General features: G+C 38.2%; 27 protein-coding genes and 1 other annotated feature. Of the genes, 2 read left to right on the top strand and 25 right to left on the bottom strand.

Annotation, left to right across the window (positions count from 1 at the left end; genetic code table 11):
- Positions 1 to 38: 38 nt before the first annotated feature.
- The 6 genes from BN985_RS10155 to BN985_RS10130 form a co-directional block, all read right to left on the bottom strand.
- Positions 39 to 2,243 carry a RelA/SpoT family protein gene (locus BN985_RS10155; protein ID WP_042223360.1) on the bottom strand — a complete coding sequence of 735 codons (2,205 nt, stop codon included), beginning with the start codon at positions 2,241 to 2,243 and terminating at the stop codon, positions 39 to 41.
- A gap of 260 nt (positions 2,244 to 2,503) precedes the next feature.
- Positions 2,504 to 3,016, bottom strand: coding sequence for an adenine phosphoribosyltransferase (locus BN985_RS10150; RefSeq protein ID WP_042223359.1), 513 nt, complete (start codon positions 3,014 to 3,016; stop codon positions 2,504 to 2,506).
- Complete coding sequence (gene recJ / locus BN985_RS10145) at positions 3,006 to 5,324, bottom strand: single-stranded-DNA-specific exonuclease RecJ (protein WP_042223358.1); 2,319 nt, start codon at positions 5,322 to 5,324, stop codon at positions 3,006 to 3,008. Before recJ ends, BN985_RS10150 begins: the two co-directional genes overlap by 11 nt.
- Positions 5,325 to 5,392: 68 nt before the next feature.
- Positions 5,393 to 5,722 carry a LapA family protein gene (locus BN985_RS10140; RefSeq protein ID WP_042223357.1) on the bottom strand — a complete coding sequence of 110 codons (330 nt, stop codon included), beginning with the start codon at positions 5,720 to 5,722 and terminating at the stop codon, positions 5,393 to 5,395.
- 217 nt (positions 5,723 to 5,939) lie between these two features.
- Positions 5,940 to 8,192 (bottom strand): protein translocase subunit SecDF, encoded by a 2,253-nt coding sequence (gene secDF / locus BN985_RS10135; RefSeq protein WP_042223356.1) that lies wholly within the window; start codon positions 8,190 to 8,192, stop codon positions 5,940 to 5,942.
- Between the two features lie 95 nt (positions 8,193 to 8,287).
- Complete coding sequence (locus tag BN985_RS10130) at positions 8,288 to 8,590, bottom strand: post-transcriptional regulator (RefSeq protein WP_042223355.1); 303 nt, start codon at positions 8,588 to 8,590, stop codon at positions 8,288 to 8,290.
- A 130-nt stretch (positions 8,591 to 8,720) separates the two neighbouring features.
- On the opposite strand from BN985_RS10130, the gene spoVB reads away from it, so the two are divergent.
- Positions 8,721 to 10,274, top strand: coding sequence for a stage V sporulation protein B (gene spoVB / locus BN985_RS10125; protein ID WP_042223354.1), 1,554 nt, complete (start codon positions 8,721 to 8,723; stop codon positions 10,272 to 10,274).
- 296 nt (positions 10,275 to 10,570) lie between these two features.
- Here spoVB and BN985_RS10120 read toward each other — a convergent pair whose 3' ends face one another.
- Positions 10,571 to 11,863 (bottom strand): ArsB/NhaD family transporter, encoded by a 1,293-nt coding sequence (locus BN985_RS10120; RefSeq protein WP_042223353.1) that lies wholly within the window; start codon positions 11,861 to 11,863, stop codon positions 10,571 to 10,573.
- 142 nt (positions 11,864 to 12,005) lie between these two features.
- Between BN985_RS10120 and BN985_RS10115 the strand changes: the two genes are divergently transcribed.
- Positions 12,006 to 12,389 carry a TIGR04086 family membrane protein gene (locus BN985_RS10115; RefSeq protein WP_042223352.1) on the top strand — a complete coding sequence of 128 codons (384 nt, stop codon included), beginning with the start codon at positions 12,006 to 12,008 and terminating at the stop codon, positions 12,387 to 12,389.
- 164 nt (positions 12,390 to 12,553) lie between these two features.
- Here the strand turns inward: BN985_RS10115 and yajC are convergent, their stop codons facing one another.
- The 18 genes from yajC to BN985_RS10025 form a co-directional block, all read right to left on the bottom strand.
- A complete protein-coding gene (gene yajC / locus BN985_RS10110; protein WP_042223351.1) occupies positions 12,554 to 12,811 on the bottom strand; it encodes a preprotein translocase subunit YajC in 258 nt (85 codons plus the stop codon).
- Between the two features lie 39 nt (positions 12,812 to 12,850).
- Positions 12,851 to 13,990 carry a tRNA guanosine(34) transglycosylase Tgt gene (tgt, locus tag BN985_RS10105; RefSeq protein WP_042223350.1) on the bottom strand — a complete coding sequence of 380 codons (1,140 nt, stop codon included), beginning with the start codon at positions 13,988 to 13,990 and terminating at the stop codon, positions 12,851 to 12,853.
- A 90-nt stretch (positions 13,991 to 14,080) separates the two neighbouring features.
- The gene (gene queA, locus BN985_RS10100; RefSeq protein ID WP_042223349.1) at positions 14,081 to 15,109 is read right to left on the bottom strand and encodes a tRNA preQ1(34) S-adenosylmethionine ribosyltransferase-isomerase QueA; all 1,029 of its coding nucleotides are present in this window, start codon (positions 15,107 to 15,109) and stop codon (positions 14,081 to 14,083) included.
- A 15-nt stretch (positions 15,110 to 15,124) separates the two neighbouring features.
- Positions 15,125 to 15,322, bottom strand: coding sequence for a DUF2905 domain-containing protein (locus BN985_RS10095; protein ID WP_042223348.1), 198 nt, complete (start codon positions 15,320 to 15,322; stop codon positions 15,125 to 15,127).
- Positions 15,319 to 16,320, bottom strand: coding sequence for a Holliday junction branch migration DNA helicase RuvB (ruvB, locus tag BN985_RS10090; protein WP_042223347.1), 1,002 nt, complete (start codon positions 16,318 to 16,320; stop codon positions 15,319 to 15,321). Before ruvB ends, BN985_RS10095 begins: the two co-directional genes overlap by 4 nt.
- A gap of 15 nt (positions 16,321 to 16,335) precedes the next feature.
- Positions 16,336 to 16,941: a Holliday junction branch migration protein RuvA gene (gene ruvA, locus BN985_RS10085; RefSeq protein ID WP_042223346.1), complete on the bottom strand. Its 606-nt coding sequence runs from the start codon at positions 16,939 to 16,941 to the stop codon at positions 16,336 to 16,338.
- A 170-nt stretch (positions 16,942 to 17,111) separates the two neighbouring features.
- The gene (locus tag BN985_RS10080; protein ID WP_042223345.1) at positions 17,112 to 17,843 is read right to left on the bottom strand and encodes a YebC/PmpR family DNA-binding transcriptional regulator; all 732 of its coding nucleotides are present in this window, start codon (positions 17,841 to 17,843) and stop codon (positions 17,112 to 17,114) included.
- Positions 17,844 to 18,028: 185 nt separating this feature from the next.
- Positions 18,029 to 18,535: a YhcN/YlaJ family sporulation lipoprotein gene (locus BN985_RS10075; RefSeq protein WP_042223344.1), complete on the bottom strand. Its 507-nt coding sequence runs from the start codon at positions 18,533 to 18,535 to the stop codon at positions 18,029 to 18,031.
- A 69-nt stretch (positions 18,536 to 18,604) separates the two neighbouring features.
- Entirely contained in the window at positions 18,605 to 19,348 is a 744-nt protein-coding gene (nadE, locus tag BN985_RS10070; RefSeq protein WP_042223343.1) for an NAD(+) synthase, read from the bottom strand.
- 295 nt (positions 19,349 to 19,643) lie between these two features.
- Complete coding sequence (safA, locus tag BN985_RS19345) at positions 19,644 to 20,570, bottom strand: SafA/ExsA family spore coat assembly protein (RefSeq protein ID WP_052360668.1); 927 nt, start codon at positions 20,568 to 20,570, stop codon at positions 19,644 to 19,646.
- Between the two features lie 176 nt (positions 20,571 to 20,746).
- Positions 20,747 to 21,601, bottom strand: coding sequence for a prephenate dehydratase (pheA, locus tag BN985_RS10060; RefSeq protein ID WP_042223342.1), 855 nt, complete (start codon positions 21,599 to 21,601; stop codon positions 20,747 to 20,749).
- A 35-nt stretch (positions 21,602 to 21,636) separates the two neighbouring features.
- Entirely contained in the window at positions 21,637 to 22,917 is a 1,281-nt protein-coding gene (gene obgE, locus BN985_RS10055; RefSeq protein ID WP_042223341.1) for a GTPase ObgE, read from the bottom strand.
- An 11-nt stretch (positions 22,918 to 22,928) separates the two neighbouring features.
- Positions 22,929 to 23,468, bottom strand: coding sequence for a Spo0B domain-containing protein (locus tag BN985_RS10050; RefSeq protein WP_052360667.1), 540 nt, complete (start codon positions 23,466 to 23,468; stop codon positions 22,929 to 22,931).
- A gap of 228 nt (positions 23,469 to 23,696) precedes the next feature.
- Positions 23,697 to 23,987 carry a 50S ribosomal protein L27 gene (gene rpmA, locus BN985_RS10045; RefSeq protein ID WP_036572294.1) on the bottom strand — a complete coding sequence of 97 codons (291 nt, stop codon included), beginning with the start codon at positions 23,985 to 23,987 and terminating at the stop codon, positions 23,697 to 23,699.
- 14 nt (positions 23,988 to 24,001) lie between these two features.
- A complete protein-coding gene (locus tag BN985_RS10040; protein ID WP_042223340.1) occupies positions 24,002 to 24,325 on the bottom strand; it encodes a ribosomal-processing cysteine protease Prp in 324 nt (107 codons plus the stop codon).
- Between the two features lie 12 nt (positions 24,326 to 24,337).
- Positions 24,338 to 24,646, bottom strand: coding sequence for a 50S ribosomal protein L21 (gene rplU / locus BN985_RS10035; protein ID WP_042223339.1), 309 nt, complete (start codon positions 24,644 to 24,646; stop codon positions 24,338 to 24,340).
- Between the two features lie 14 nt (positions 24,647 to 24,660).
- Positions 24,661 to 24,736, bottom strand: a sequence feature (ribosomal protein L21 leader region).
- Positions 24,737 to 24,815: 79 nt separating this feature from the next.
- Entirely contained in the window at positions 24,816 to 25,682 is an 867-nt protein-coding gene (locus tag BN985_RS10030; RefSeq protein ID WP_042223338.1) for a site-2 protease family protein, read from the bottom strand.
- Positions 25,666 to 26,439: a M23 family metallopeptidase gene (locus BN985_RS10025; protein ID WP_042223337.1), complete on the bottom strand. Its 774-nt coding sequence runs from the start codon at positions 26,437 to 26,439 to the stop codon at positions 25,666 to 25,668. The genes BN985_RS10030 and BN985_RS10025 overlap by 17 nt, the downstream gene beginning before the upstream one ends.
- Positions 26,440 to 26,513 lie beyond the last annotated feature (74 nt).

The following is a 26,513-nucleotide window of genomic DNA, read 5'->3' as shown; positions in this document are numbered from 1 at the left end:
CCCCCTATCAAGCTTTTTAAAGTGTGCTTTCGCATGGTTTATTGCAAGGTTCTAGTAACGGTATATACATCCTTTATCTGTTTAATTCGCTCTACAATCTTGCGTAAATGACCGGTATTATGAATTAATATCGTTATCTGGATTAGCGCCATTTTATTTCTATCTGATCTACCGTTTACATACGTAATATTGGTTTTGGTTTCGTTCACTGCCTGTAATACTTCATTTACAAGTCCACGACGGTCGTAGCCGGAGATTTCCAATTCCACATGATATTGCTTTTGAACAGAATGGTTCTTTTCCCATTCTACATGCAAGTAGCGTTGTTTAGCCTCTTCTGTTTGCACATTCGGACAATCAGACCTGTGAACAGATACACCTCTACCCTTTGTGATGTAACCAAGGATTTCATCTCCTGGAACAGGGTTACAGCATTTAGAAAGACGAACTAATAAATTATCAACACCTTCTACTCGTACACCTGAATCACGTTTATGTGGCTTTTTCTCTTTAACCTCTGTCGTTTTTACTTCTTCAATTGTCTGAGCTAAATCTTGCTCTTTTTGTTTCGTTTGTCTAATTTTATCAGTAAGCCTTGTAGCGATAAGTGCAGCTGTTATACCTTGATACCCTACAGCAGCATACATGTCATCTTCATTCATAAAATTAAATTTCTCATATACTCTTTGTAAATTTTCTTGTGTCAGTACTTCTTTCGGTTCCAAAGCTAAAGCCTGAATTTCCCGATCTACCGCTTCTTTCCCCTTGGCAATATTTTCATCACGTCGTTGCTTTTTGAAAAATTGCTTTATCTTGCTTTTCGCTTGAGAAGTTTGTGTGATTTTGAGCCAATCCTGTGATGGGCCATAAGAGTGTTTAGAAGTCATGACTTCAATGATGTCGCCATTTTTTAATACATAATCTAAAGGTTCCATTTTACCATTGATTTTCGCACCAATTGTTTTATTACCTATTTCTGTATGAATTTTATAAGCAAAATCAAGTGGAACAGACCCTGATGGCAACTCGATGACATCACCTTTAGGTGTAAAAACATAAACCATATCAGCGAAAAGATCGACTTTTAATGTTTCCATAAACTCTTCTGCGTCATGTGTTTCATTCTGCCAGTCAAGTATCTCTCTAAACCATGTGAGCTTTTCTTCAAATGATTTCTTGCTATTATGAACCTGTTTTCCTTCTTTATAAGCCCAATGTGCTGCAATTCCGTACTCTGCTATTTCATGCATCTCTTTTGTACGAATCTGGACTTCTAAAGGATCACCTTTTGGTCCTATTACTGTTGTGTGAAGGGACTGGTACAAGTTTGGCTTAGGCATTGCAATGTAATCCTTAAACCGGCCTGGCATAGGCTTCCAGCATGTGTGAATAATTCCAAGGACTGCATAACAATCTTTAATACTATCCACAAGAATGCGGACAGCAAGGAGGTCATAGATCTCATTAAACTGCTTATTTTGTTCCACCATTTTATGGTAAATGCTATATAAGTGTTTCGGTCTTCCAGACATTTCGGCATGTATATTAACGTCAGCCAATTGGTCAGATACCTCGTTCATTACTTCCTCTATATAGGATTCACGTTGATCCCTTTTTTGTTTCATTAATTGGACAATTCGATAATACTGTTGTGGATTTAAATAACGAAGTGCCGTATCTTCTAATTCCCACTTAATTGTTGAAATCCCAAGCCTGTGTGCTAATGGGGCGAAAATTTCAAGGGTTTCATTAGAAATTCGGCGTTGTTTTTCCTGAGGCAAGTGTTTTAGGGTTCTCATATTATGAAGACGATCTGCAAGTTTGATTAGAATAACCCGAATGTCCTTTGCCATTGCTACGAACATTTTACGATGGTTTTCTGCCTGTATCGCTTCTTTGGATTTATACTTGATTTTACCTAGTTTTGTAACCCCATCCACTAGCATGGCTACTTCTTTATTAAAAGCAGTCTCCAATTCATCTACCGTAACATCAGTATCTTCCACTACATCGTGTAAAAATCCTCCAGCGATTGTTTCAGCATCCATCTCTAAGTCCGCGAGAATTCCTGCTACTTGAACAGGATGTATAATATATGGTTCTCCTGATTTACGGAACTGCTCTGCATGTGCATTTTCTGCATACTTATAAGCATGCCGAATAAAAGTAGCATCTTCATCTGTTAGATAATCGCGCACTTTTTTTATGATGTCTTCTATTGATACTATATTATCCTTTGCCATATAATCACCTTGTTTAGAAAAGTTCGTTCTATTTTAATTGAGTTTAAATATAGTTAATGTTTCATTCATTGAATCAATTAGCTTCATGTTAATATAACATATAAAACAGTTTGCAAAAACCATATAATGCATATTATATGCTTTTCCATGTCGTAAGTACAATGATTAAAGTAAAACCCTATTTGAGTTAAATAGCTGTAAAATTTAGAAGAACAGGTCTGATGAGTTTATTCCATCAGACCTGTTCTTCATTCTAGTAATTAATAGCTCATTAAAGAGAGTACCTCATATCCGTCAAGTTTTTGCATTCCATCCAAGTAACTTAACTCTATTATGAAAGCGCACCCAACTACAATGCCACCTAATTCTTCAACTAACTTAATGGTTGCTTCAATTGTACCGCCGGTTGCAAGCAGATCATCCGTAATTAAAACACGTTGACCTGGTTTGATTGCATCCTTGTGAATAGTCAGTACATTGCTTCCATACTCAAGACCATAATCTACTTTTATTACTTCACGTGGAAGCTTGCCTTCTTTTCTTACTGGTGCAAAACCTACTTCTAATGCATAAGAAACCGGGCAGCCAACAATAAATCCACGTGCTTCTGGACCTACTACGATATCAATTTCCTTCTCTTTTGCAAACGACACAATTTCGTCAACAGCTGATTTAAAAGCTTTACCATTATCCATCAAAGGTGTAATGTCTTTAAAACGTATACCTTCTTTAGGCCAATCTTCCACTATTTTTACATACTGTTTATAATCCATAACTTAGTTCCTCCTTGGGGCTTTCCACATGGTCCATACAATTATTGAACCAGTTTCTCAATTCGTTGTAATTTGAGTAATACAAAGTCTTTTCTATTTCAGCTTGTTCTAATTGTGCCTGATATGCGGTAGACTCCAAAAGATCTTTTTTAGCTGGTTTCGAATTAACTGTAATAACACCGTTATCTATTTTAACAAAGCCTAGTTCAAAAAACACCTCAGAAATGAAAAAGATGCGTTCTTTATTCCAGCCTTTAGCATTCATGATAACGTTTATATCCGTATTTAGGTCTAGTATCTTTTTCTTTAATAAAACAGCATAATACCATTTAAAATCTTCACGTGAAGGTAATGCATTTAAGAATGCACTGTTTTCGATATAGTAACACGCGTGAATATTTTGCGGCTTAGCTTTTTGTATTAACTCTTTTAATTTAGAAAGATCCTTTGGCATTTCATAGATATAGAGTGCATCTGTAGCAGGCACCTCTTCCATAGCGTCATATTGAATATATTGTACTTCGCTCCCCAAATCAATTCGCGGATTACCAACTACTAGGTTGGAGTTGTGGTGCTCAATATATGGGGTGAGATTTATATTCTTTCTCCCACGGTGATCAAATAACTGCCACTGCTTAATTTCCATATCCTGCAATACAATTTGGGGTTTCCTTATGCCATTCCACTCATTTATTCCAAGTTCGCCAACAATCGTAACCGGAGTATTAGGAGATATATGTGGGAACAGTTCCCCAAATCCAAAACCTATTCCTTCTAAATTCTTTCCATCTTCCTTAAACAATAGTTTTAAGTGCCGCTTCGTACTCCCTATCTGTCTTAACTCTGAGGGGATAGAAGTTAATTGAAAAATTGGTTTAGGATTTTTCATACCGAAAGGAGCAAGTTTCCCTATTTCGTCAACAAGCTTCTCATTAACATCTAGTATATTCACTTCACTACTGATTTCTAACAGCTGTTTAAAATCACTTTCTGTTAATTCGTTGCGGATAAGTTCATTTAACCGAATTTGCAGTTCCTCCAAATTCTCAAGTGGTAATGTCATACCAGCCGCTTGTGAATGCCCCCCAAAATGAGTAAATAAGTCCCTAACAGTCATGCAATTTTTAAATAAATCAAAAGCAGGGATACTTCGAGCAGAACCTTTAACTTGGGAGGTTTCCGGCTTTTTAGTTAATACAATTGCAGGCTGATCAAATTTTCGTACTAGCTTTGATGCAACAATACCTAGTACACCTTCATTCCAGCCCTCTTTTGCTACAATAATGACACCTTTTTCTTGATTTGGATCCACCATTTTTTCGGCTTCTTTTACTATATCATTTACAATTTGTTGTCTTTTTACATTAATCTGATCAATCTCTGTAGCAATCTCTTCAGCTTCCATTATATCTTCAGTCATCAAAAGCTGCACAGCAAGATCGGCATCCTGTAATCTACCTACAGCATTGATTCTCGGACCAATTAAGAAGCCAACATCTTCTTCAGACACGTCCCCCTCAATTTTGCAAACACGCATCAGCGCTTGTAAACCTATATTGTCGGTTTGAGAAAGTGCCCGAAGACCATGATAAGCTAAAACACGATTCTCACTTATCAGTGGTACAAGATCTGCAATTGTGCCAATAGCCACAAAAGAAAGAAATTGTTTAGGAAAATATCCTAATAAGTATTCTGCAAATTTAAAAGCAACACCTACACCTGCCAGCTCAGAAAATATATTAGCAGTGGAACGCTTCGGATGTATAATAGCGTAAGCATCAGGAAGTTCATCCTGTACTTCATGGTGATCCGTTATAATTAAATCCAAACCTATTTCTTTGGCTATTGATGCCTCATGTACTGCTGCTATGCCATTATCTACCGTTATAACAAGTGTATAGCCCTGTGCTTTGATCTCTCTAAAAGCTGCTTCATTAGGGCCATAGCCTTCTGTGAAACGGTTCGGAATATAGTAATCACACTCAGCACCTAGCTCTTTTAATGCAAGGAGTAGCACGGTCGTAGAGCTAACTCCATCAGCATCATAGTCCCCATACACAAGAATCTTCTCTTGTTGCTCAATAGCCTGGTGAACACGAGCCGCAGCTACATCAATTGAATCAAGTTCTGCAGGGTTATGTAATGTACTTATATCAGGTGATAGAAATTGTCTGGCAGCTTCTCCGCTGGCTATCCCACGTTGTAATAAAAGTTCTTTTACAATTGGCGATAACGTGGAGTCATCCATCCATTGATCTTCTATATTAGTTATTCTATTGCTCTTCCATTTTGCCTTACTTTGTAACATAAATTCACCCCTGACTAATCTATTATACAAGAGTAAGCCAAGGGTAGCAATGCTGTTTTCTTCCAGTGCTATTTTATTTCATCTGCTTGGTTTATATCAGAATCTTTCTGAAAGTTATCACCAGAATCTAAGCCTTTTTCTTGCAATTGTGTATGCAGGGTTTCATTTTCCTTTTGCAAACTTCTAACTTGACGCTGTAAGCGAAACATTCGAATAACACCAACTGCAGCAGTAATAATTCCTCCCATTAAAACTGAGAAAAGGATAATAAGTATAAGCGGGGATTCCGCTGTCCAAAATAAATAATTAACTTCCACTGGATTTACATTGGTTACTGCAAATACTGCTACAATAATTACGAAAATAATTGCCAGAATAACATATCCTTGCCCTTTCATGCTATACCTCCTTCTACTTATATTGTTTTCCTAAGTATCATACCCTCTATTAAATATATTTAAGCAAAGGACTAATTTCTATAACGACACCAGGGGAAAATCGAATCCATTTATTATACATTATTTGTCTTAAAATAAAAAATCGAACAGGAACGAAGTCTAGTGAAACTTCAATCCTGTTCGACTCTGAAAATACGCTACGTAAATATCAGTTATCTTATACCTGTGGCCCTTCTACTCGTTTCTTCTTCGTAAAATCAACAGGTTTTTCATTAATCATTTTCCCTCTCCATGCTAACCAGATTTGCGCAGCTAAGAATAGAGAAGAGTATGTTCCAACTAATAATCCTACTGCTAATGCAATAGCAAATCCTGTTATAGGTGATGCTCCTAAGAACAAGAATGCCAGAACTGCAATCAATGTGGTAATAGTAGTGTTCATACTTCTTGTTAAGGTTTGTACAAGACTTCTATTCACAATAACTGCAAGATCCTTAAAGGTTTTCACCCGCTTCTCTTTGCGCAGGTTCTCCCTTATTCTATCAAAGGTTACAATGGTATCGTTAATCGAATACCCGACAATTGTTAGAATAGCAGCTACAATAGTAACATCAAACTCAATACGAGTGATGCTAAAGATAACAAGGACGAAAAATGCATCATGTAGTAATGCAATGATCGCTGTAATTGCAAAAAATAATTCAAAACGAAACGCTACATAAATAATGATAAATATAGAAGCGATCGAAACAGCATACAACGCGTTTTTAACTAATTCTTTACCAACTAGCGGAGATACCACACTTACATTAGGTGCACTTCCATACTCTTCTTCAAAATATGTCGTTACTTCGGTGACCTTATCCTCTGAAAGCACCTCATCAAACCTAGCTACACCCCGCTCGTTATTGTCCCCAGAAATTACGATGCTAGCTTCTAAGCCAAGATTTTCAAGATCAGCTGTAACTTGTTCTTCTGTCAGGCTGTTCTCCGACATTACTTCTACTCTAGAACCACTAGTAAAATCAATCCCTGGATTTAACTTAAACAGAAGTAATGATGCTATTCCAACAACTACCATAGCAATGGAGATAGCAAAGAATTTTTTACGATGCTTCACAATGTTAGGTTTTCTATTCATGAATTCTGGTTCAGGCTCATCTTTAACTGAGATATCCTGAATCGAATCTTTTTTAACCCCAAACCAACCTATTCGTTTGTTTAGTAATTTACTTTTCACCCATAGACTTAATAGCAATCTCGTGCCAAACACGGCAGTTAAGAAACTTACAACGATGCTTACGATCAGCATGGTGGCAAAACCTTTCACCGAACTTGTACCAAAGATAAAGAGAACAGATGCTGCTATCAACGTTGTTATATTTGCATCAAAAATAGTAGACAAGGAGTTTTTAGAGCCTGTTTTAAATGCTGCAATAACAGACTTACCTGTACGCAATTCCTCCTTAATTCGTTCAAATGTAATAACATTGGCATCCACTGCCATACCAACACCTAAAATAAGCGCGGCAATTCCTGGCAACGTCAACACACCATTCATAAGCTCAAAGATAACAAGAATTAAATAGATATAAATACTTAAGTTAACTGCCGCTACAAATCCCGGTAATCGATAAACGATGATCATAAATATAAAAACCAATGCTACACCAACAAAGCCAGCAAAAACTGTTTTATCTAGTGCCATTTCACCGAATTGTGCTCCCACGGATTCAGAGTAAAGTTCCGTCATATGAACAGGCAATGAACCGGAGTTTATGATATCAGCTAAACGCTTAGCAGATTCTACCGAGAAATCCCCGGATATCATAACATTTGTAGTGTTTAGTGTCTCTCTAATGCTCGGTGCGGAAATATATTTGGGATCCTCTTTCGCAGACTCTTCTGCAAAGGAATCACCCTCCTGATAATCCATCCAGATAACTAGTAAGTTATCTGGTGCCCCCATGTTTTTAATCTGTGTTGAGACTTCTCCAAATTTAGATGCATCCTTTAATTGCAAAGTAACGATTGGAGCATTTGTGTTCTGATCAAAATCCTGTCTCGCACTTCCTTCTTTCACGTCATTCCCATCTAGTAATTCCGTGTCATTGACATCTCGGAAAGATAACCTTGCAGAGGTAGACAGGATTTCCCTTGCCTCTGTTTGATCTTGTACACCCGCAAGTTGTACACGTATTCTGTCTTCTCCTTCAATATCAATGCTCGCTTCACTGATCCCAAGACGGTTAACTCGATCATTCAATGTTTGCACCGTTGATTCCAGTAATTTATTATCTACTTCCTGGCTTTCATCAACCGGCTCTACTTCATAGAGCACCTCAAAACCACCTTGAAGATCCAACCCTAAATTAATATCCTTTGTTACACCAGTAACCGTTGATCCGATCAGACCTCCAAAAATAAGTACGATCAGAAAAAAGGCGACGATTCTGCCTCTCTTTTTCATTTATCTATGCCTCCAAACAACTGGCTGGAGTAATCCAACCAATACTTTTTACAAATTATTTTTAAGTAATTACACCTTTTTTAAAATATGTAAGACTAACCACCATCTTTTTGATCTTCTCCAGTCAATGCGGAAATGGATGCAAATAAATTATCATCCTGGTAAGCCGCTACAGTTAGATAGCTAATATAAGTACCAGAACCAAGGTGGAAAATATCCTGCACGACTTCGTATATTCTTTTTTCTGGATCACCTTTCCAAACCTTTTTAACTAAACAATCCCAGACTTCCTCAGCGTTAGCTCTCGTATAACCCATCATTTGAAATTCGTTAGCTTTGCTCTCTAATGTTGGTAAAATCATGGCTTTCCATTCTGATACAGTTTGTACAATTTCCATTTGTGTCCCTCCTTACACGGAGAATAGAATCTATTTCTAGTTTATTCCTTCTTGTCATGCTTGGCCCACTTGCAAGCATATATATCATTGTATATGAAAAATTATTATTTGAGAAGGCAGGTCGGCTATAATGACCAAACAAACATTTCTTCAAGGTACACTTATTTTAATTTTAGCTGGTATGATCACCCGATTTTTAGGTTTTATCAATCGAATTGTCGTAGCACGTCTAATGGGTGAGGAAGGTGTCGGCCTTTACATGATGGCCCTCCCTACACTATTTATGGTAATGACGCTAACTCAACTGGGGCTTCCTGTCGCAATTTCCAAAAGGGTAGCAGAAGCGGAAGCTAAAAATGACTCACAGAAAGTAAAGCGAATCTTAATCGTCTCGTTAATTGCTACGGGAATTACAAGTGTTGTATTTACTATAGGTCTAATGTTTGTTGCGCCTTTTGTTGCAACCTCTCTCTTAACAGATGAGCGGACACTATACCCTTTACTTGCCATTAGCCCAATTATCCCTATTGTTGCTATATCTTCCGTCTTAAGAGGATATTTTCAAGGGAAGCAGAACATGAAGCCACAGAGCTATGCACAGGTAATTGAGCAAATAGTTCGAATAACATGTGTGGCTACTTTCGTAAAAATCCTGTTACCATATGGGGTAGAATTTGCGGCAGCTGGTGCTATGATTAGTGTCATTCTGGGAGAATTTATTTCCCTGTTATATATGATCTATGTTTTTAAAAGAAAGAAAAAAATTAAAATACGTACAAAGTTTTTCAGCTATTTAAAATCAAGCCGCTCTACTGTAAAAGAACTTTTCTCGATTGCCCTTCCAAGCACTGGTAGTAGGATGATTGGCTCTTTTACAAATTTCTTAGAACCAATTCTTGTTGCCCAAAGTCTTGCTATTGCTGGAATTTCTAGTTCACTAGCGACAAAGCAATACGGAGAGCTTACAGGCTATGTATTTCCACTATTGTTTTTGCCAACGTTTATCACACATTCTTTATCCATAGCGCTCGTTCCATCTATTTCAGAAGCCGAGGCCAATTTAAACAAAGGATTAGTCCATTACCGGATTCATCAATCGATTCGACTGTCTTTTGCATCTGGCGCAATTGCAACAGTGGTGCTATGTTTATTCTCCTCCCCTATACTCACGTATATGTATGGTACGGACAAGGCCAGCAACTTATTAGTATTAATGGCACCTTTCTTTATTTTACTCTATGTTCAATCACCATTACAAGCTGCTTTACAGGCTCTTGATTTAGCAAAGCCAGCTATGTGGAACAGCTTGATTGGAGCAATATGTAAGCTAAGTATATTATTTTTACTCGCCTCGAATCCAAGTTTCGGGATTGAAGGTGTTGCCATTGCAATGTCAGTGGGCGTGGTGCTCGTTACTTTACTTCATTTTGCTGCTTTACAAAAGGCTATCCAATTTTCCATTCCGTTTAAAGATATTTGTAAAATGGTTCTTTTAATTGTTGTAACCTGGATGATTGGGTCTTGGATTAGGAATATTTACGAAACACTCGGGCCTAATCTAATACTGTTTTCCCTCGCTCTTATCGCGCTTGTTATCTTTTATATTATCACACTCTTTATCCTTCGATTTGTCTCAAGAGAAGAGCTAATACAGCTGCCCCTATTCCGAAAATGGTTAAAGTAAACAACAAAAGCGAAGAGTGCCGCTTAAAAACGTAGTGGCTGGAGTGTTGAGACGGAGATAAAGGAATCATGATGAGGTACGAATCAATGATGACTTATCGCACAGAACAACACGAAGTCACCTAGTTTTTGGCACTCTGAGCTAGACGATACAAAAGCGAAGAGTGCCGTATTGGTGAACGCCGACTAAAACCGACCCGTCCTGGGTCAACGTCGCCATGACCCGAATCCAACAGGTAAACTAATTAAATGGACCATTTTCTATATATAAAAAACCTGCCAGCTGGCAGGTTTTTTTCAACTACTATATGGTAATAGATACCGTACATAAATATAAAAGGTGGAAATAATCAGAGACAATAAAACGAGTGGTACTCCAAATAACATAAAACGCAGGAAAGAAATTCTTTCACCCGCTCGTTCAGCTAGGCCAGCAACGACAACATTTGCAGAAGAACCAATTAAGGTCGCATTCCCACCTAAGCAGGCCCCAAGAGATAGAGACCACCAAATCGGATCCAAGTATACCATTCCATAACTTTCAAACTCTTGTACTACTGGTATCATTGCTGCTACAAACGGTATATTATCCACTACACCTGAAAAGACTCCTGATACCCATAGAACCAGTAAAGCCGTATTCACATAATCCCCTTCCGTTGAAAGAACAATCGCTCTTGCCATTTCATCAATAACTCCAACTTCCTGGAGACCTCCAACAAGCGTAAATAAGCCAATAAAAAAGAATAACGTTACCCATTCTACCTTTTCAAAAATAATTTCAGCTTCTAGTTCGTTCTGTGTGAGGAATAGTAGTAGAAGTGCTCCCGACAATGCAATGGCGGTAAGATCAATATGCACAAAAGCATGAAGCAAAAAGCCTGTTATCGTTACTCCGAGGACACCAATTGACTTATAAAGCATAGGCGTCTTATGTAAATGTGATGAAGCATCCATTTTATCAAGTTCCCTTGCATCAATTATTGAATTCTTAAGCTTTTTTCTGAAACAAAGATAAATAAAGAGAACCATGAAAATGAACATGATGCAGGCTACTGGCCCGACATGAATGAAAAAGGACAAAAAGGTTAGATGGTCTACAGCTTGTCCTATCATAATGTTTGGAGGGTCACCAATTAATGTTGCTGCTCCGCCAATATTTGAACTAAAAATAATCATTAATAAATAAGGTAAAGCTACTATATTTAATAATTTCGTGATCTTTAAGATGATTGGTACAAAAATCAGTACGGTAGTCACATTATCTAGCATTGCTGATCCTAAAGCGGTTAGTAGCCCTACACCAAAAAGTAATGGAATAGGTCTTCCTCCAACCCGCTGTGCAAAGCGTATCGCAATAAAAGTAAATAGGCCGGTTTTTTCTGTAATCGAAATTAGTACCATCATCGAAAATAATAATGCAATCGTTGCCCAATCAATATACTCTGTAAATAGTTCTTGTGTAGTAAATATCCCAGTTAAAAGTAATAGAGCTCCACCGGATAATGCCACGACTGCACGGTTAAATTTCTCAGACATGATGAAAAAATAGCTTATTATGAAGATTACAGTTGCTAGAACGACATCCATTTCTCACCTACTTTCACCATTTCAAAATAAATATTCCTTTCATACTATTCCTATGAGAAGAAAAGCTAAAATATTTTTCGTCTATTTAAATTTTTCTTGAATACTATTAATGTAAGTGGACAATCTTAGGGAGGGATCTTGAGTGAAAAGACAACAATTTACCGCCTTGTTATATGGGTGGATTATCGTGTTAGGGCTTATTTTGCTTGCCAGTTTTATCCTTGCATTATTGCTTCGTTTTTCTACGTTCAATGAACCAGCATTAACATGGGTGACACTAGTAATAGGATTAATTTCATTATTCATTGGTGGAATGGTTGCGGGAGCCAAAAGTAAAGCAAAGGGCTGGATTATTGGAGCATTAACTGGAATAGGATTTACGCTGTTTACATTTCTAGTACAGTATTTAGGCTATCAGGTCTCCTTCGACTTAGAACAGACCATCCATCATGCTGCATATATTCTAGTAGCATTGTTTGGAGGAATCATAGGGGTAAATATTACGGGGGAGCAAGTTGAAAACTAACAAAAATTGTTTTGTTAGAATAAGAGTTCTAAATAAGAGCCTAAAAATAAAACGAAGTTAACAGAAACTCTGTTAACTTCGTTTTTCTATGTACTCTCTACATAATGTTTCTTAAAGCCATTCCACCACAGGAGATATGCCTATGGTGGCACCTAGGACTATTACTATTGTTTTACTTCACGGATAGCTGAACGATCGTATGTCAGCTTTGTACCGTCACCAGCCTGAATGACAACAGTGCTTTCATCAATTGCGTGAACAACACCATGGAAGCCACCAATTGTAATAACGGATTGACCTTTTTGTAAATCTGATTGCATCTGCTTTACTTGCTTTTGACGTTTTTGTTGTGGACGTATTAGCAAGAAATAGAAGATTACAAACATAAGGATAATCGGTGAAAGTGATATAAGCATTTCCATCTCTGTATTCCCCCCCTTTCAATATATATAAAAACCTCTTTAGAAGTTCTTTGCATCCGGTTTATTTAGACCATATTGTTCAAAGAATTCTTCTTTAAAATCACCAAGTCTATCTTCAGCAATTGCTGTTCGGACTTGCTCCATTAATTTTAACAGAAAATAGAGGTTATGATAAGTAGTAAGCCTAAATCCGAATGTTTCATTACATTTTATCAAATGGCGGATATAGGCTCTTGAATAATTTTTACATACATGACAATCACAGTTCTCATCGATCGGTCCAAAGTCTCTTGCATATTTCGCATTTCGAACAACAAGCCTGCCATTTGACGTCATGCATGTCCCATTTCGCGCTATTCTTGTTGGAAGCACACAATCAAACATATCGATTCCTCTCATAGCTCCATCGATCAAGGAATCAGGTGAACCTACCCCCATCAAGTAGCGAGGTTTGTTAGATGGCATGAGTGGTGTAGTAAAATCTAATACACGGTTCATTACATCTTTTGGTTCTCCAACAGATAGACCTCCAATAGCGTAACCAGGTAGATCTAAGGAAACTAAATCCTGCGCACTCATTTTACGTAGATCTTCATATTCCCCACCTTGAATAATACCGAATAAGCCTTGTACATCTTTGCGTTGATGCGCTTCAAGACAACGTTCTGCCCATCGAGAGGTTCGTTCTACAGAGGACTTCATATAGTCATAGGTTGCTGGATATGGCGGACATTCGTCGAAAGCCATCATGATGTCTGACCCAAGTGCGTTTTGAATCTCCATTGCCCTCTCTGGTGAAAGGAAAAGTTTCTCTCCACTTAGATGATTTCTAAAATGGACCCCTTCCTCTTTGATCTCACGCATATCACTTAAACTAAACACTTGGAAACCGCCAGAATCAGTTAATATAGCCCCATCCCAGTTCATAAACTTGTGAAGGCCTCCAGCTTCCCTTACGATATCTTCTCCAGGTCGAAGCCATAGGTGATACGTATTGGATAAGATGATATTTGCATTCATCTCTTGAAGTTCTTCGGGACTCATCGTTTTCACGGTTGCGAGTGTTCCAACAGGCATAAAGGTTGGAGTATCAAAGGAGCCGTGGGGTGTATGAACTCGTCCTAATCTCGCACCTGTTTGTTTGCATGTTTTAATTAATTCATATGTTATAGGTGTCATAAAGTATTCGTCCTTTTTTATATATTAAGCGCATGAAGAGGTTTATTTTTCATGCAGTAATCACTATTTATATAGTGAACATGGTTGTGGTTATATAATTAACATGGCATCGCCAAAACTAAAGAAACGATACCTTTCTTTCACTGCTTCTTCATAAGCATGTAAAATGGATTCTTTATCTGCTAAGGCGCTAACTAACATTATTAAGGTGGACTTAGGCAAATGAAAGTTAGTGATAAGACCATTTACTGCACGAAATTGATACGGTGGATAAATAAATATGTCTGTCCACCCACTTGTTTCAACAAATGTGCCATCATGGTCTCTTGCAATTGTTTCCAATGTTCTCGTAGATGTCGTACCGACTGAGATGACTCTACCACCCTGGGCTTTTACCTGATTTAGAGTATCAGCTGTTTCTTTCGACATTTGGTAGAATTCCGCATGCATTTGATGATCATCTATATTCTCTACGCTAACTGGGCGAAATGTGCCTAGCCCAACATGTAACGTGATGAAAGTCACCGTTACACCTAGTGTCTCAAGTTCACTAAGCAATTCATTGGTGAAATGCAGGCCTGCAGTAGGGGCTGCAGCCGATCCTTCTTCCTTCGCATAAACCGTTTGGTATCTTTCCTTTTCAGGTAGCTTTTCTTTAATATATGGGGGAAGTGGCATTTCTCCCAGTTCGTCTAAAACTTCATAGAAAATTCCTTTATAGGAAAATTCCATAATGCGCCCCCCGTGTTCTTTTATCCCTACGCACGTAGCACGCAGTTTTCCATCCCCGAACGATATAACAGTACCTTGCTTCACTTTTTTTGCTGGTTTTGCAAGTACTTCCCACGTATCCCCTTTTTCTTGGTGTAATAAAAGTACCTCAATATTCGCCCCTGTGTCTTCTTTTGCACCGTAAAGCCTTGCAGGCAATACGCGGGTGTCATTCAACACAAGGCAATCACCAGGTTTAAAATAATCCTTAATTTCTTTAAACCTTTTATGTGAGATTTCTTTTGTTTCTTTGTTTAATACAAGCAATTTTGAAGACGTACGATCCTCAAGTGGTGTTTGTGCAATTAATTCTTCTGGTAAATGAAAATCAAAATCTTCTATATTCATGCTACATCTCCTTACTTAACGAAACCTTCCTATAACGAAAAATATTACAGAAAGTATAATACTTACGATAATGGAAGTCATAATTGGAAAGTGAACTGTCACATTTCCTTTTTTGAAGCTAAAATCACCAGGTAATTTGCCAATGAAAGTCCATATAACTCCTACCAAGACAATAACTATCCCTGAAATGATTAGTAATTTACCTATATTCATTCTGCACCAGGCACCTTCATTCCAAAATGTTGATAAGCTTTTGGGGTAATAATTCTTCCTCTTGGTGTTCTTTGTATAAATCCAATTTGTAACAAATAAGGCTCGTATACATCCTCAATAGTTTGGGATTCCTCTCCAATTGTTGCGGCTATAGTATCTAATCCAACAGGACCACCCTGAAAATTTTCGATCATTCCTTTAAGCAATTTATGATCAATGTGATCAAGTCCTTCATCATCCACCTGTAACATTTTTAAAGCTGCTCCAGTCGTGTCCACGCTTATTTCTGTCTCCCCTTTTACTTGGGAAAGATCACGGATCCTCTTTAACAAGCGATTCGCTATCCTAGGCGTTCCCCTAGAACGTCTAGCTACCTCCGCTGCAGCTTCCTTTGAAATAGAAGTTTGAAAAATCTCAGCGGTCCGTTCAATGATCGAGCATAAATCTTTTGCTTCATAAAATTCCAAGCGGCTGAGCACACCAAAGCGATCTCGCAATGGTGCTGATAATAATCCTGCCCGTGTGGTAGCACCAACTAAGGTAAACGGAGGCAAATCGATCCTCACTGATCTGGCACTTGGCCCAGTGCCAATAACGATATCTAGGAAAAAATCCTCCATTGCAGGATATAGAACTTCCTCTACTGACCGTGGAAGTCGATGAATCTCGTCAATAAATAGAACATCACCAGGCTCTAAGGAAGATAATATTGCTGCAAGGTCTCCAGCTCGCTCAATGGCTGGTCCAGACGTTGAACGAAATTGCACTCCCATTTCATTGGCAATGATAGCTGCCAATGTCGTTTTCCCTAAACCTGGAGGGCCATATAATAGAACATGATCCAGTGGTTCTTCTCTCATTTTAGCTGCCTTAATAAAAATATTAAGATTCTCTTTAACTTTATGCTGACCAATGTACTGGTTTAGGGCAGAAGGACGAAGACTGAGTTCGACGGAATCTTCTTCCTGAAATTCTCCTGTAACCATACGATCTTCCATTATTCTCCCCCTCTCCTATTTTTTCATTAGTAGAGATAATGCTTTTCTAATAAGTTCATCCGCTGTTTTACTTTCGGTTGCCTTTAATTCTGGCATAACACCTTTTATTTCTCTATCCGTATATCCTAGTGCCTTTAATGCTTCGGCAGCTTCTTTTAAACCTTCTGGGTTCGTTTGATTTGCGCTAGTCATCTCGGTTTCCACTTCGGTGATCGAAAGGACGTTCGTCAATTTCCCTTTCAAATCTAGGATAATTTGTCTTGCTGTCTTCTTTCCAACACCAGGAAAGCTTGTTAAAAACTTGTCATCTTCACGTTCGATTGCTGCCGCGATACCTGCTACATCTACACCACTTAGAATTGCCAGTGCACCTTTGGGGCCGATGCCAGACACAGAGATTAACTTAGTAAATAAAAATTTTTCATCTTCAGTCTTAAAACCGTACAATATCTGAGCGTCTTCCCGAACATGATGATAGGTATGAATCTTTACCTCTTTATGTAATGATGACTGAAATACAAAAGGATTGGCACAAAATAGTTCGTAGCCAATACCTTGAACGTCCATGATTATTGAATCATCTAAAATATATGTAAGCATTCCTCTAATATATGCAATCATTCACTTTACTCCTTTACATTCCATTCATTATTTTATCATAACTTCATGTAGAGTGAAACTTACAGTCCCTTCACTCGATTTCTATTCATGAAAAGAAGCTTCTATTTCCTTTCAGGAATTAGAAGCTCCCACTTAAGTGTCTTTTATATTAACGCTAATGCACAACTAAATTAATTAGATTCCTCTAGATTATGATGAATGTCCTGAACATCTTCGCTCTCTTCTAGCGTTTCAATAAGTGATAACATTTTGCTTTCATCGTTTTCATTAACAGCACTGTAGGTTTGTGGAATAAGTGTTACTTCTGAATCAGCTATTTCATAAGCCTTTTCTGTTAAGTGTTCCAAAACCGCTTGGAAATTTTCTGGTTCGGTGAAAATTTCATAAGCGCCCTCTTCTGTAGTTATGTCTTCAGCTCCTGCCTCAAGGGCTTCTAGTGTAAGCTCATCCTCATCTACTTCATCATTTTCATTTGCGATAATGATATAGCCTTTGCGATCAAACATGAAGGAAACACTGCCGTTTTCCCCAAGATTCCCATCATTTTTTTTAAAAGCATGACGAACTTCTGCTGCCGTACGGTTTTTATTATCAGTTAAGACGTTAACGATAACCGCCACGCCACCTGGTCCATACCCTTCATACGTTATTTCCTCAAAACTAGCACCATCAAGTGTCCCAGTAGCCTTTTTAATCGCTCGATCAATATTATCATTCGGCATATTATCGGCTTTGGCCTTATCTACCGCCAAGCGAAGAGACGCATTTGTCGAAATATCGCCGCCACCCTGCTTCGCTGCAGTGTATATATCCTTTGCGTGGCGCATAAAAATTTTACCTTTTTTTGCATCTTGTGCATTTTTTCTTCTTTGTATGTTCTTCCATTTAGAATGACCAGCCATCGGACATTCTCCTCTCTAGAAATTTCCTTTTTTACTATATCAAAAAAAAGAGATTTCATAAAGTGAAACTTCATTTTGTGGAAGGTAACAAAGTGTTAGTTGGACGCAACGAACCTTTACTGCCAGCTATGCCAGGGGAAAGGGCTAGCTATAAATAATAAATCTTTAATAACGAATAAACAGTATTAAGGTGTGTTACCATCTGGCTTTGCATCGCGGTTTTTCATATACTCCCAATACGCATTATCTGTGAAGACAATAATTTCTTTTTTGTTATCTGGGAGCAACCTTTGTATTTCTTTCTTAACCTGTTGAGGGACGTCTTCTCCAGCATATTCGCGCTGTACAAGTCCAACTAAAATTTGATCTTCTGTCGAAGCAACCTGTGCTGTAACAATATCTTTACGATTTTCCAATTCTTCGGATAGCCATAAAGCTTCTTCGTTGGTGTATTGATCTGAATATCCTCGTTTGAAATCCGCATCATTGGCTCCTTCTTGCTGGCTTTGCGGATAGCCCCCACGCTCACCTATAGAAGGCCCCTCTCCTTGTTCTTTACGTTCCTTCTCTGTTTCATAATGTACATACTCTGTATTTTGTTGATCATTACGTTGTTGCCCTTGCTCTTCCATCCCTAAATTACACCCAGTTAGAATTGTTAGTATCAATCCCACAATTACTTTCCTTTTCATAAAAAAACCTCCTTTATCCATAGTTTGGATAACGAAGGCTTTTTTACACAGTTAATTTTAGGGAAAGAATTATTGCTCTCGTTTAAATTGTGGTAAACCATCACGTTTGTGTGCAGATTTTTTATGCAGGGACTCAATTATTTCTTTATCTTTGTCAGGGATTTCTTTCCCTTGAAGATAAGCATCAATGGTGTCGTAACTTGTACCCATCTCATCTTCATCACTTTGTCCTTCCCATAGATCAGCACTAGGCTTCTTCTCTACAATATGCCCAGGCACCCCAAGGTAACTTGCCATTTCACGAACTTCCTGCTTTGTAAATTCAACGATTGGAAGAATATCTACTCCGCCATCACCATACTTAGTGAAATAGCCTGTATACCATTCTGCAGCGTTATCTGTTCCTACTACCATATAGTTATAATTTGTAGCAAGTGCGTATAATGTGCTCATACGGAGGCGTGCACGAAGATTCGCACCAGCTAACCTATCGTTTTCTTCTATAAATTCATCGCTTTCATTTAACCTATTCTTAATTTCAGAATACATGATCTTATGCGTTTCAGTTAAATCTACAGTCATCGATTGAATTCCACTACTCTCAACAACTTGCTTAGCATCATCTAAATTATCATCGCTTGTGTAAATTGGTAGTAGAACACCTAAAGAATTATCTGGTAAAGCTCGTTTAATTAGGTGCGATACAACGGCAGAATCTAATCCACCACTAATCCCTACAACAAGGCCATTAACTCCAGCTTGTTCCACTTGATCACGTAACCATTGTACAATTTGGTCTACTTGTTTTTCCACTGCAATCTCTCCTTTTAATGTTCAATATTGTACATTTTATCACTATTTCATTATTTTTTAAAAAAATAATGCCAGACAAATAAATGCTCCGCATTTAAATAGTCTATACTATTTCCTACAGACTTTTATTCCCGTCTCTTAATAAAACAAACATAAAAGGATATAGAAACATGTGAAAGAAGTTACAATTTGTCTTATACGACGAGAGGTTTTTTAAACAAATATGTAAAAAACTGACCTTTTACATGAAAATAATAAAAAAGAGACGATACAAACGTCGCCTCTAGAGTTAAATCTATTCACTTTTGGGTGATTCCTTTTTATCTTTATCGCGGTTACTAAAATCAGGATAGCCAGGGGGTGTTGGAGCAAAGTTTGACATTCCCTCAAATTGTGGTGGATACATTTGTGGTTGAAATGGTTGCTGCCCCATGTGCATCTGCTGTTGCATTGGATCAAACATGGTTTGTTGCGGAGCACCATGTATTTTGGGCCCCGAACACCCACAGTCCTCTTTCCCTTGATGCATATGCATATGGTGCATAGGTTGCATATGGTGCATATGAGCAGGTGCCATGCCATGATGATCCATACCATGGACATGACCATTTGGCCAATCCGAAACCTGTGCCATTACTTGAAACGGAACAGGTGGATAACATGGATGTACGATGTGACAACACATTGGTACCATATGCGTTGGTACATGTTGCGGTTGCGGTTGCATCTGCGGCTGCATTTGTACTTGTGGTTTTGGGGTGTGATAGCTTTGAGCTTCAACTTTTGGTTTCTCTTTTGGCATTTCTTTTTTTACTTCTTTCTTTGGTTTTTCATGATGTTGAGGCTCCGGGAAGTTAATTGTTGTGTAATTTTGAAATTCTTGTTCTAAAATGGGCATTTGCATAATCGGCTGGCTTGGAATCTGTGGCATCTGTGGCATTTGAGGCATCTGCGGTTTAGGCATTTCTTTTTCGTCTTCTTTCATTACCGGCATTGGTTTCGGGGAGGTGTCCTTGTATGATTGCTTAACCGTTTCCTTTTTTGGCATACTTTCTTGTTTTACTGCTTTAGAGCCGCTAGGAATCTTTATTTTCATTCCGGGCATGATCATATCTGGACTCGACAATTGACTGTTCATTTGTTTTAGTTCCTCAAAATTCACCCCGTATTTCTTTGATAACTCCCAGAGTGTATCTCCTTTTTGAACAATGTGTATTTTCAAAACGAACCGATCTCCTTTCGATATAGAACTGGGCTAATTACTCTATATCAAGATATGCAAGCATATAGAAAAAGTTGAAACATATTTTGCAAAACTATTTGGATTGATCGATTGTGACAACTTTTTTTAACCAAAAAAGCCGCCTCTCACGGTAATAGGTGGCTTTTTGGCTGTATTTAAATCGTTAACTTATAAACAGGATATGTACCCATAATGGTTACATTACATCCTAACGCTTCAAGTTCCCCTTTAACACCAGGGAATAAAACATCATCATAAGCCTGATCAACGTCAATTATAAAGAAATAGTTGCCCAGACCTGTCTTCATTGGTCTGGATTCAATTTTGGACAAACTCATTTTCCTCCAAGCGAACGCAGACAACACCTGATGCAATGCCCCCGCTTGATCACTAGGTAATGAAATAAGCATGCTTGTCTTTTCTGTGCTGACGGGATGCTTAATTTTTAGTTTATTTTCATCTTTACTGAGTACCACAAAACGTGTGTGGTTATTTGAATAGTCATGAATATTTTCCTCTACAAGTTTAAGACCATACACTTCTGCAGCCAATTTGTTCCCGATCGCAGCAATCGGAGAATTACTTTTACTAATAATCTCAGCTGCTCTTCCCGTAGAGGTTGTGTATTGGATCTTCGCCTCAGGCAACGACTGATGAAGATATTGGTGACATTGCGCTATCGCATGACTATGAGAGTGTACCTCGGTAATATCACGTAGGCTTCCATTAAAATCAGGATGCACTAATAGGTGTTGTTGTATAGGAACAACTATCTCAGCCATAATCGGTAACCTCACTTGGTGTACCAAATAATCAATTGTAAGTTGAACCGTACCTTCGATTGCATTTTCTAGTGGAACAACCCCTATATCTATCTGATCTTGTTGCACTGCATCAATACATTCTGGAATGGTGGCAAAGCTTTCTTTATGTTCTCCGTTAAATGCTGTGTCGACAGCTAGTTTTGTAAAGGTTCCTTTAGGTCCTAAATAACCAATTGTTGCTGACAAAGTTTCTCCCCCTATTTCCCCGGATACTATATTTATTACTCAATAAATTCGAATTCAAAGTCAAGCAGTCTAATTATATCGCCATCTTTTGCACCACGTTCACGAAGTTCCTTGTCTACACCCATTCCTCTAATTTGTCTAGAAAAACGCTGGACAGCTTCATCTCTTGCAAAGTCTGTCATCTTAAATAACTTCTCTATCTTATCTCCAGAAAGCACATATGCCCCGTCATCATCACGCGTAATTTTAAATGGTGCATCTTCCTTCGTATAACGGTAAATTACCTTTTCCTCAACTTCCTCCATTTTTGGAGCTACTTTTGGAATAGCATCCAACTGGTCTGCAATTGCGAATAAAATATCGCGCAAGCCCTCTTTTGTCAAAGCAGATATTTCGTATACGGGTATGTCTTCACCAAGCTGCTCTTTAAACAAAGTCAAGTTATCTGAAGCACCCGGCATGTCCATTTTGTTTGCCGCAATGATTTGTGGACGTTCTGTTAGTTTCATATCATACTCTTTAAGTTCCTGGTTTATTTTCACAAAATCTTCGAAAGGATCTCTTCCTTCCGTCCCAGCCATATCAATAACGTGAACAATTAATCTAGTCCGCTCAACATGGCGCAAGAACTGATGGCCTAGTCCAATTCCCTCATGGGCTCCTTCAATTAAACCTGGCAAATCTGCCATAACGAAGCTACGATGGTCACTGGTATCAATCACACCCAAATTTGGAGCAAGTGTAGTAAAATGATAATCAGCAATTTTTGGCTTCGCAGCACTTACTACAGATAGAAACGTCGACTTACCAACACTTGGAAAACCGACCAACCCTACATCAGCAATTAGCTTTAGTTCGACTTTTATATTCCGTTCCTGTCCTGGCTCACCATTCTCCGCCATGTCTGGAGCAGGGTTTCTAGGTGTGGCAAACCGCGTATTCCCCCGGCCTCCACGACCACCTCTTACAATAACCGCTCTCTGCTTATGGGCTATTAAATCGGCAATAACCTCTTCTGTTTCCTCATCTATTACGGAAGTTCCTGGGGGCACGGGTATAACTAAAGGTGCAGAATTTTTTCCGTGCTGTGTTTTACTCATTCCGTTTTCTCCACGCTTGCCTTTAAAGTGACGGTTATATCGGAAATCCATTAAGGTATTTAATCCTTCATCTACTTCAAAAACAATATCTCCACCATTCCCGCCGTCACCGCCAGCAGGACCACCTTTTGGTACATATTTTTCCCGACGGTAGGCGACAAGTCCATTCCCTCCGTCACCAGCTTTCACATACACACTAACCTGATCTACAAACATTGCTGTTCACCTCATATTTCACACGGAATTGTAAAGATACACACGATTCCGTCTTTGGTATTTTCTGTACTCATTTGAAAATCTACTTCCATGTTATTAAGCTTATCAATTACTTCCTCTTTATTTATAAAATTCCCATCAATAGACAATTTGACACGTAAAAATTCTGGAATTTCCGTTTCCTCGAGAAGTAGATGCACTTCAAATAGTTCCATTCCCGCATGCATCTGGCTAATAAGTGATATCACTCGGTTGCATATTCTTACCAATTGTTCATCAGACTGCATTATTTTCTTATTTTCGGTATGTATTTGGTACGTAAGACGAAAATCATTATAATAGCTGCTAAATTGAATAACCCACAATGTTAATAAAGTACCCTGTAAATGCATTAGTTTTCTTTCTTCATTATAATATTCCAGACTTTCCTGAACTTTACTCTCTACCCTGTCTGTTTTATTCATACTTAAATAACCATGAATAATCTGTAAATGGTTCATTAAATCATGACGATAATGCTGAAGTAATAAGATAACATCTTTCTCGTTCATGTCTTCCCCCTCCATTACATATAAAAAGTATAGCAAAAAACCAGTAGACTTCCTATCCAGAGAAAGTACTATATGTAATTAGAAAAACACTGCGCACCGATTTTTGCGAACTTACTAGCGAACTAATGATGTATAAAGCTCATATAAAAGGAGATGAATTACCTTACTTCCTCTATTAAAAAAACTCCAACCTTAAGAAAGTTGGAGTTTTTGAGTAAATGCAAAATGTTATGCTTCCTGTGCCACTGGATAAACACTAACCTTCTTACGGTCACGACCAAAGCGTTCAAATTTAACAACGCCGTCAGCTTTTGCAAAAAGTGTGTCATCTCCACCACGACCAACGTTTTCACCTGGGTAAATCTTTGTACCGCGTTGACGGTAAAGAATAGAACCCCCTGTTACGAATTGGCCATCAGCACGTTTAGCACCAAGACGTTTGGATTCTGAATCACGACCGTTCTTTGTACTACCAGCACCTTTTTTCTGTGAGAAAAACTGCAAATCAAGACGTAGCATACCACTGCACCTCCTTATAATGTACGAATTCTAATAAATTCCCCATATTCATTCTCAATAGATTGTAATGAGACCAGCATACCTTCAAACAGGAGTTGAACCTGTTCCATGTTGCGCACTTCATCTGGAATCTGGACATAAAGATATCCGCCATCCTCACCCTGCTCGATTAGTAAATCAGCACCGCATAGTGACACAACAGCATTTACTGTACCAATTGAAACTGCTGAGACCCCTGCACATACAAGATCATAGCCATAAGGGCCACTATCTGCATGTCCAGAAAGTTTAAATGCAGTTATTCGATTGTCCATACGATTAATTGTTACCTGAATCATAGAGAAAAACCTTTATGCATTGATTTTATCAATAACTAATTTTGTATAAGGCTGACGATGACCTTGTTTACGGTGATAGTTCTTTTTAGGCTTATATTTGAATACTGTTACCTTTTTCTGACGACCATGCTTTTCCACTTTAGCAGTGACTGTTGCACCTTCAACATATGGTGCACCTACTTTCACATCGTCTCCACCTACGAATAGAACTTTTTCGAAAGTTACAGCTTCATTTGCATCAGCTACTACTTTCTCCACGTAAATTTCTTGGCCTTCCACAACTTTAACTTGCTTACCGCCTGTTTCGATAATTGCGTACATACCTTGCACCTCCTTAATTAACTCAGACTCGCCATTCAGGTACTCTCTTAAGAGTTTATCCAAACCTGTTCTGTGCGGTTGTAGCACTGGTGCTACGATGAATAACGTATTAATGTTACCATCTAACAAGGAAGTCTGTCAAGACAATGCATGACAAATTCTTTCTATTTCATGCACTATTCTCTGCAATTTCTCCAACCGAAAGATGATATTTTTTTTCTTTAAAATATGCATTTAAACATTCGTCTTCCTCTAACACTGTATGCTTGCCCAGTTTATTTGTCACATAGATCGTATGTTTTTTTTCCTGATTAAAGGCTGAGAAAACGCTCATTAAAGAACTATCCGGTGAAACATAGAGTGGCTGATTCTTCAAGACAATAGGCTTTTTCTCGAAACGTTTTAATAGAAAACGCATAAATACATACTGACGCTGTTTCCATTCCGATTGGCTTTCCATAAACAAAAAGAGCGCGATTAGAAAGGTGCTTAATGTAAAAGATGGAAGTATTAGTTGTACAGTTAGAAAGATTACTGCCAGGGTCATTGAAAAGAGTATAATTATATGATAAGCCCGCTTGTATGGGAGAAACCTAGCAAGAAACAAAAATAATAGCTTTCCACCATCAAGCGGCCATACAGGTAGTAAATTAAATAGTAAAATAACTGTATTATAGTATAACATTATATCTATAAATGAGGTTGGCACCAGCCCACTATACGAAAGAGCAAATATTCCTGCATAAATCAGAACATGTTGCAATGGTCCAGCAATTGTCACAAGTGTTTCTTCGACAATCGGCTTGGTGCCATGCTCATCTGTTTTCATTACCCCACCAAACACCCAAAGCATAATCACGCCAATTCTCCAATCAAATCTTTTAGCCATAGTAAAATGCCCAAGTTCATGGATTAAGACAATAAGTAAAATAACCGTCATTTCTACAAAGGTACCAGTCAAAAAAGATATAAAGAAGAATACAAGCAAAATTGGATGAAAATGAATTTTTGGCAAGTACTTACTCGCTGTCGTCAACTTTAATTACCTGCACAGGGTCAATATAGTCCTTACCTTTTTCAATGGAAAAATAAAGGGTAGTACTATTCGGTTGTGGAGTAAATTGTCCGATTGCTTGATTATTTTTAACAAATTGATACAAATGAACATTTAAATCACTAAGCTCGCCATAAGTGGATACACTTCCATCCGCATGCTGTATCTTAACCGTTTTATTTGTATTGCTATCATTTCCAGCAAAAACAACCACGCCATCATGCAAAGCTGAAACTGCTGATGTATTTTCCGGGGCAATTTTAATCCCTGTCCCATTAGCTTGAAAGGACTCTGTTACATTTCCAGATACAGGTAAAGCCAACGCTCCTTCTGTAACACTCTCTGAAGTGTCCCTATTTGGCGGTAAAGCCAATGGGGTCCCAAATGATTCCTGATACCACTGGTTTACTTTTGCAAACGGAAATTCCTCTGTGAGAACACCGCTTGTCCATTCTTTCGTTGATTGCAACTGAGGGGCATTAGTCTCCCAGATGAGCGCAACACCAAAAAATAACATAATAGATAATATTCCTTTTAGCAAAACAGCTGTTATCACCTTGTTCTTTTTGTCCCCTACAGCCCCCTGACCATCGTAAATAGGCATGTATCCATGTTTCTCTTCATCTTGGGGAAAAACAGGTAAAACATGCCTCTTTGCCCCTTCTTTCGCTGTTGACATGCCGCGTGCTTTTTTTCGTTGATTAATAGATTGCCTAACTTTTTTTACACCATTATTCATTGTCCTCACAATCCTTCACAATCTTTTGTACAAGTTTATGAGGGATTTTTGCCAGATATGTTAAAAACCTGAGT

The organism is Oceanobacillus manasiensis (assembly GCF_000724085.1).
In the GTDB taxonomy this organism is placed as follows: domain Bacteria; phylum Bacillota; class Bacilli; order Bacillales; family Amphibacillaceae; genus Oceanobacillus_B; species Oceanobacillus_B manasiensis.
This window is presented reverse-complemented; position numbering and strand designations above follow the sequence as displayed.

What these genes read in the sequence shown, in the direction of transcription:
- BN985_RS10155 (WP_042223360.1), bottom strand. Translation starts at nt 2,243, where the DNA reads ATGGCAAAGGATAATATAGTATCAATAGAAGACATCATAAAAAAAGTG.
- BN985_RS10150 (WP_042223359.1), bottom strand. Translation starts at nt 3,016, where the DNA reads ATGGATTATAAACAGTATGTAAAAATAGTGGAAGATTGGCCTAAAGAA.
- recJ (WP_042223358.1), bottom strand. Translation starts at nt 5,324, where the DNA reads ATGTTACAAAGTAAGGCAAAATGGAAGAGCAATAGAATAACTAATATA.
- BN985_RS10140 (WP_042223357.1), bottom strand. Translation starts at nt 5,722, where the DNA reads ATGAAAGGGCAAGGATATGTTATTCTGGCAATTATTTTCGTAATTATT.
- secDF (WP_042223356.1), bottom strand. Translation starts at nt 8,192, where the DNA reads ATGAAAAAGAGAGGCAGAATCGTCGCCTTTTTTCTGATCGTACTTATT.
- BN985_RS10130 (WP_042223355.1), bottom strand. Translation starts at nt 8,590, where the DNA reads ATGGAAATTGTACAAACTGTATCAGAATGGAAAGCCATGATTTTACCA.
- spoVB (WP_042223354.1), top strand. Translation starts at nt 8,721, where the DNA reads ATGACCAAACAAACATTTCTTCAAGGTACACTTATTTTAATTTTAGCT.
- BN985_RS10120 (WP_042223353.1), bottom strand. Translation starts at nt 11,863, where the DNA reads ATGGATGTCGTTCTAGCAACTGTAATCTTCATAATAAGCTATTTTTTC.
- yajC (WP_042223351.1), bottom strand. Translation starts at nt 12,811, where the DNA reads ATGGAAATGCTTATATCACTTTCACCGATTATCCTTATGTTTGTAATC.
- tgt (WP_042223350.1), bottom strand. Translation starts at nt 13,990, where the DNA reads ATGACACCTATAACATATGAATTAATTAAAACATGCAAACAAACAGGT.
- queA (WP_042223349.1), bottom strand. Translation starts at nt 15,109, where the DNA reads ATGAATATAGAAGATTTTGATTTTCATTTACCAGAAGAATTAATTGCA.
- BN985_RS10095 (WP_042223348.1), bottom strand. Translation starts at nt 15,322, where the DNA reads ATGAATATAGGTAAATTACTAATCATTTCAGGGATAGTTATTGTCTTG.
- ruvB (WP_042223347.1), bottom strand. Translation starts at nt 16,320, where the DNA reads ATGGAAGATCGTATGGTTACAGGAGAATTTCAGGAAGAAGATTCCGTC.
- ruvA (WP_042223346.1), bottom strand. Translation starts at nt 16,941, where the DNA reads ATGATTGCATATATTAGAGGAATGCTTACATATATTTTAGATGATTCA.
- BN985_RS10080 (WP_042223345.1), bottom strand. Translation starts at nt 17,843, where the DNA reads ATGGCTGGTCATTCTAAATGGAAGAACATACAAAGAAGAAAAAATGCA.
- BN985_RS10075 (WP_042223344.1), bottom strand. Translation starts at nt 18,535, where the DNA reads ATGAAAAGGAAAGTAATTGTGGGATTGATACTAACAATTCTAACTGGG.
- obgE (WP_042223341.1), bottom strand. Translation starts at nt 22,917, where the DNA reads ATGTTTGTAGATCAGGTTAGTGTGTATGTGAAAGCTGGTGACGGAGGG.
- BN985_RS10050 (WP_052360667.1), bottom strand. Translation starts at nt 23,468, where the DNA reads ATGAACGAGAAAGATGTTATCTTATTACTTCAGCATTATCGTCATGAT.
- rpmA (WP_036572294.1), bottom strand. Translation starts at nt 23,987, where the DNA reads ATGCTACGTCTTGATTTGCAGTTTTTCTCACAGAAAAAAGGTGCTGGT.
- BN985_RS10040 (WP_042223340.1), bottom strand. Translation starts at nt 24,325, where the DNA reads ATGATTCAGGTAACAATTAATCGTATGGACAATCGAATAACTGCATTT.
- rplU (WP_042223339.1), bottom strand. Translation starts at nt 24,646, where the DNA reads ATGTACGCAATTATCGAAACAGGCGGTAAGCAAGTTAAAGTTGTGGAA.
- BN985_RS10025 (WP_042223337.1), bottom strand. Translation starts at nt 26,439, where the DNA reads ATGAATAATGGTGTAAAAAAAGTTAGGCAATCTATTAATCAACGAAAA.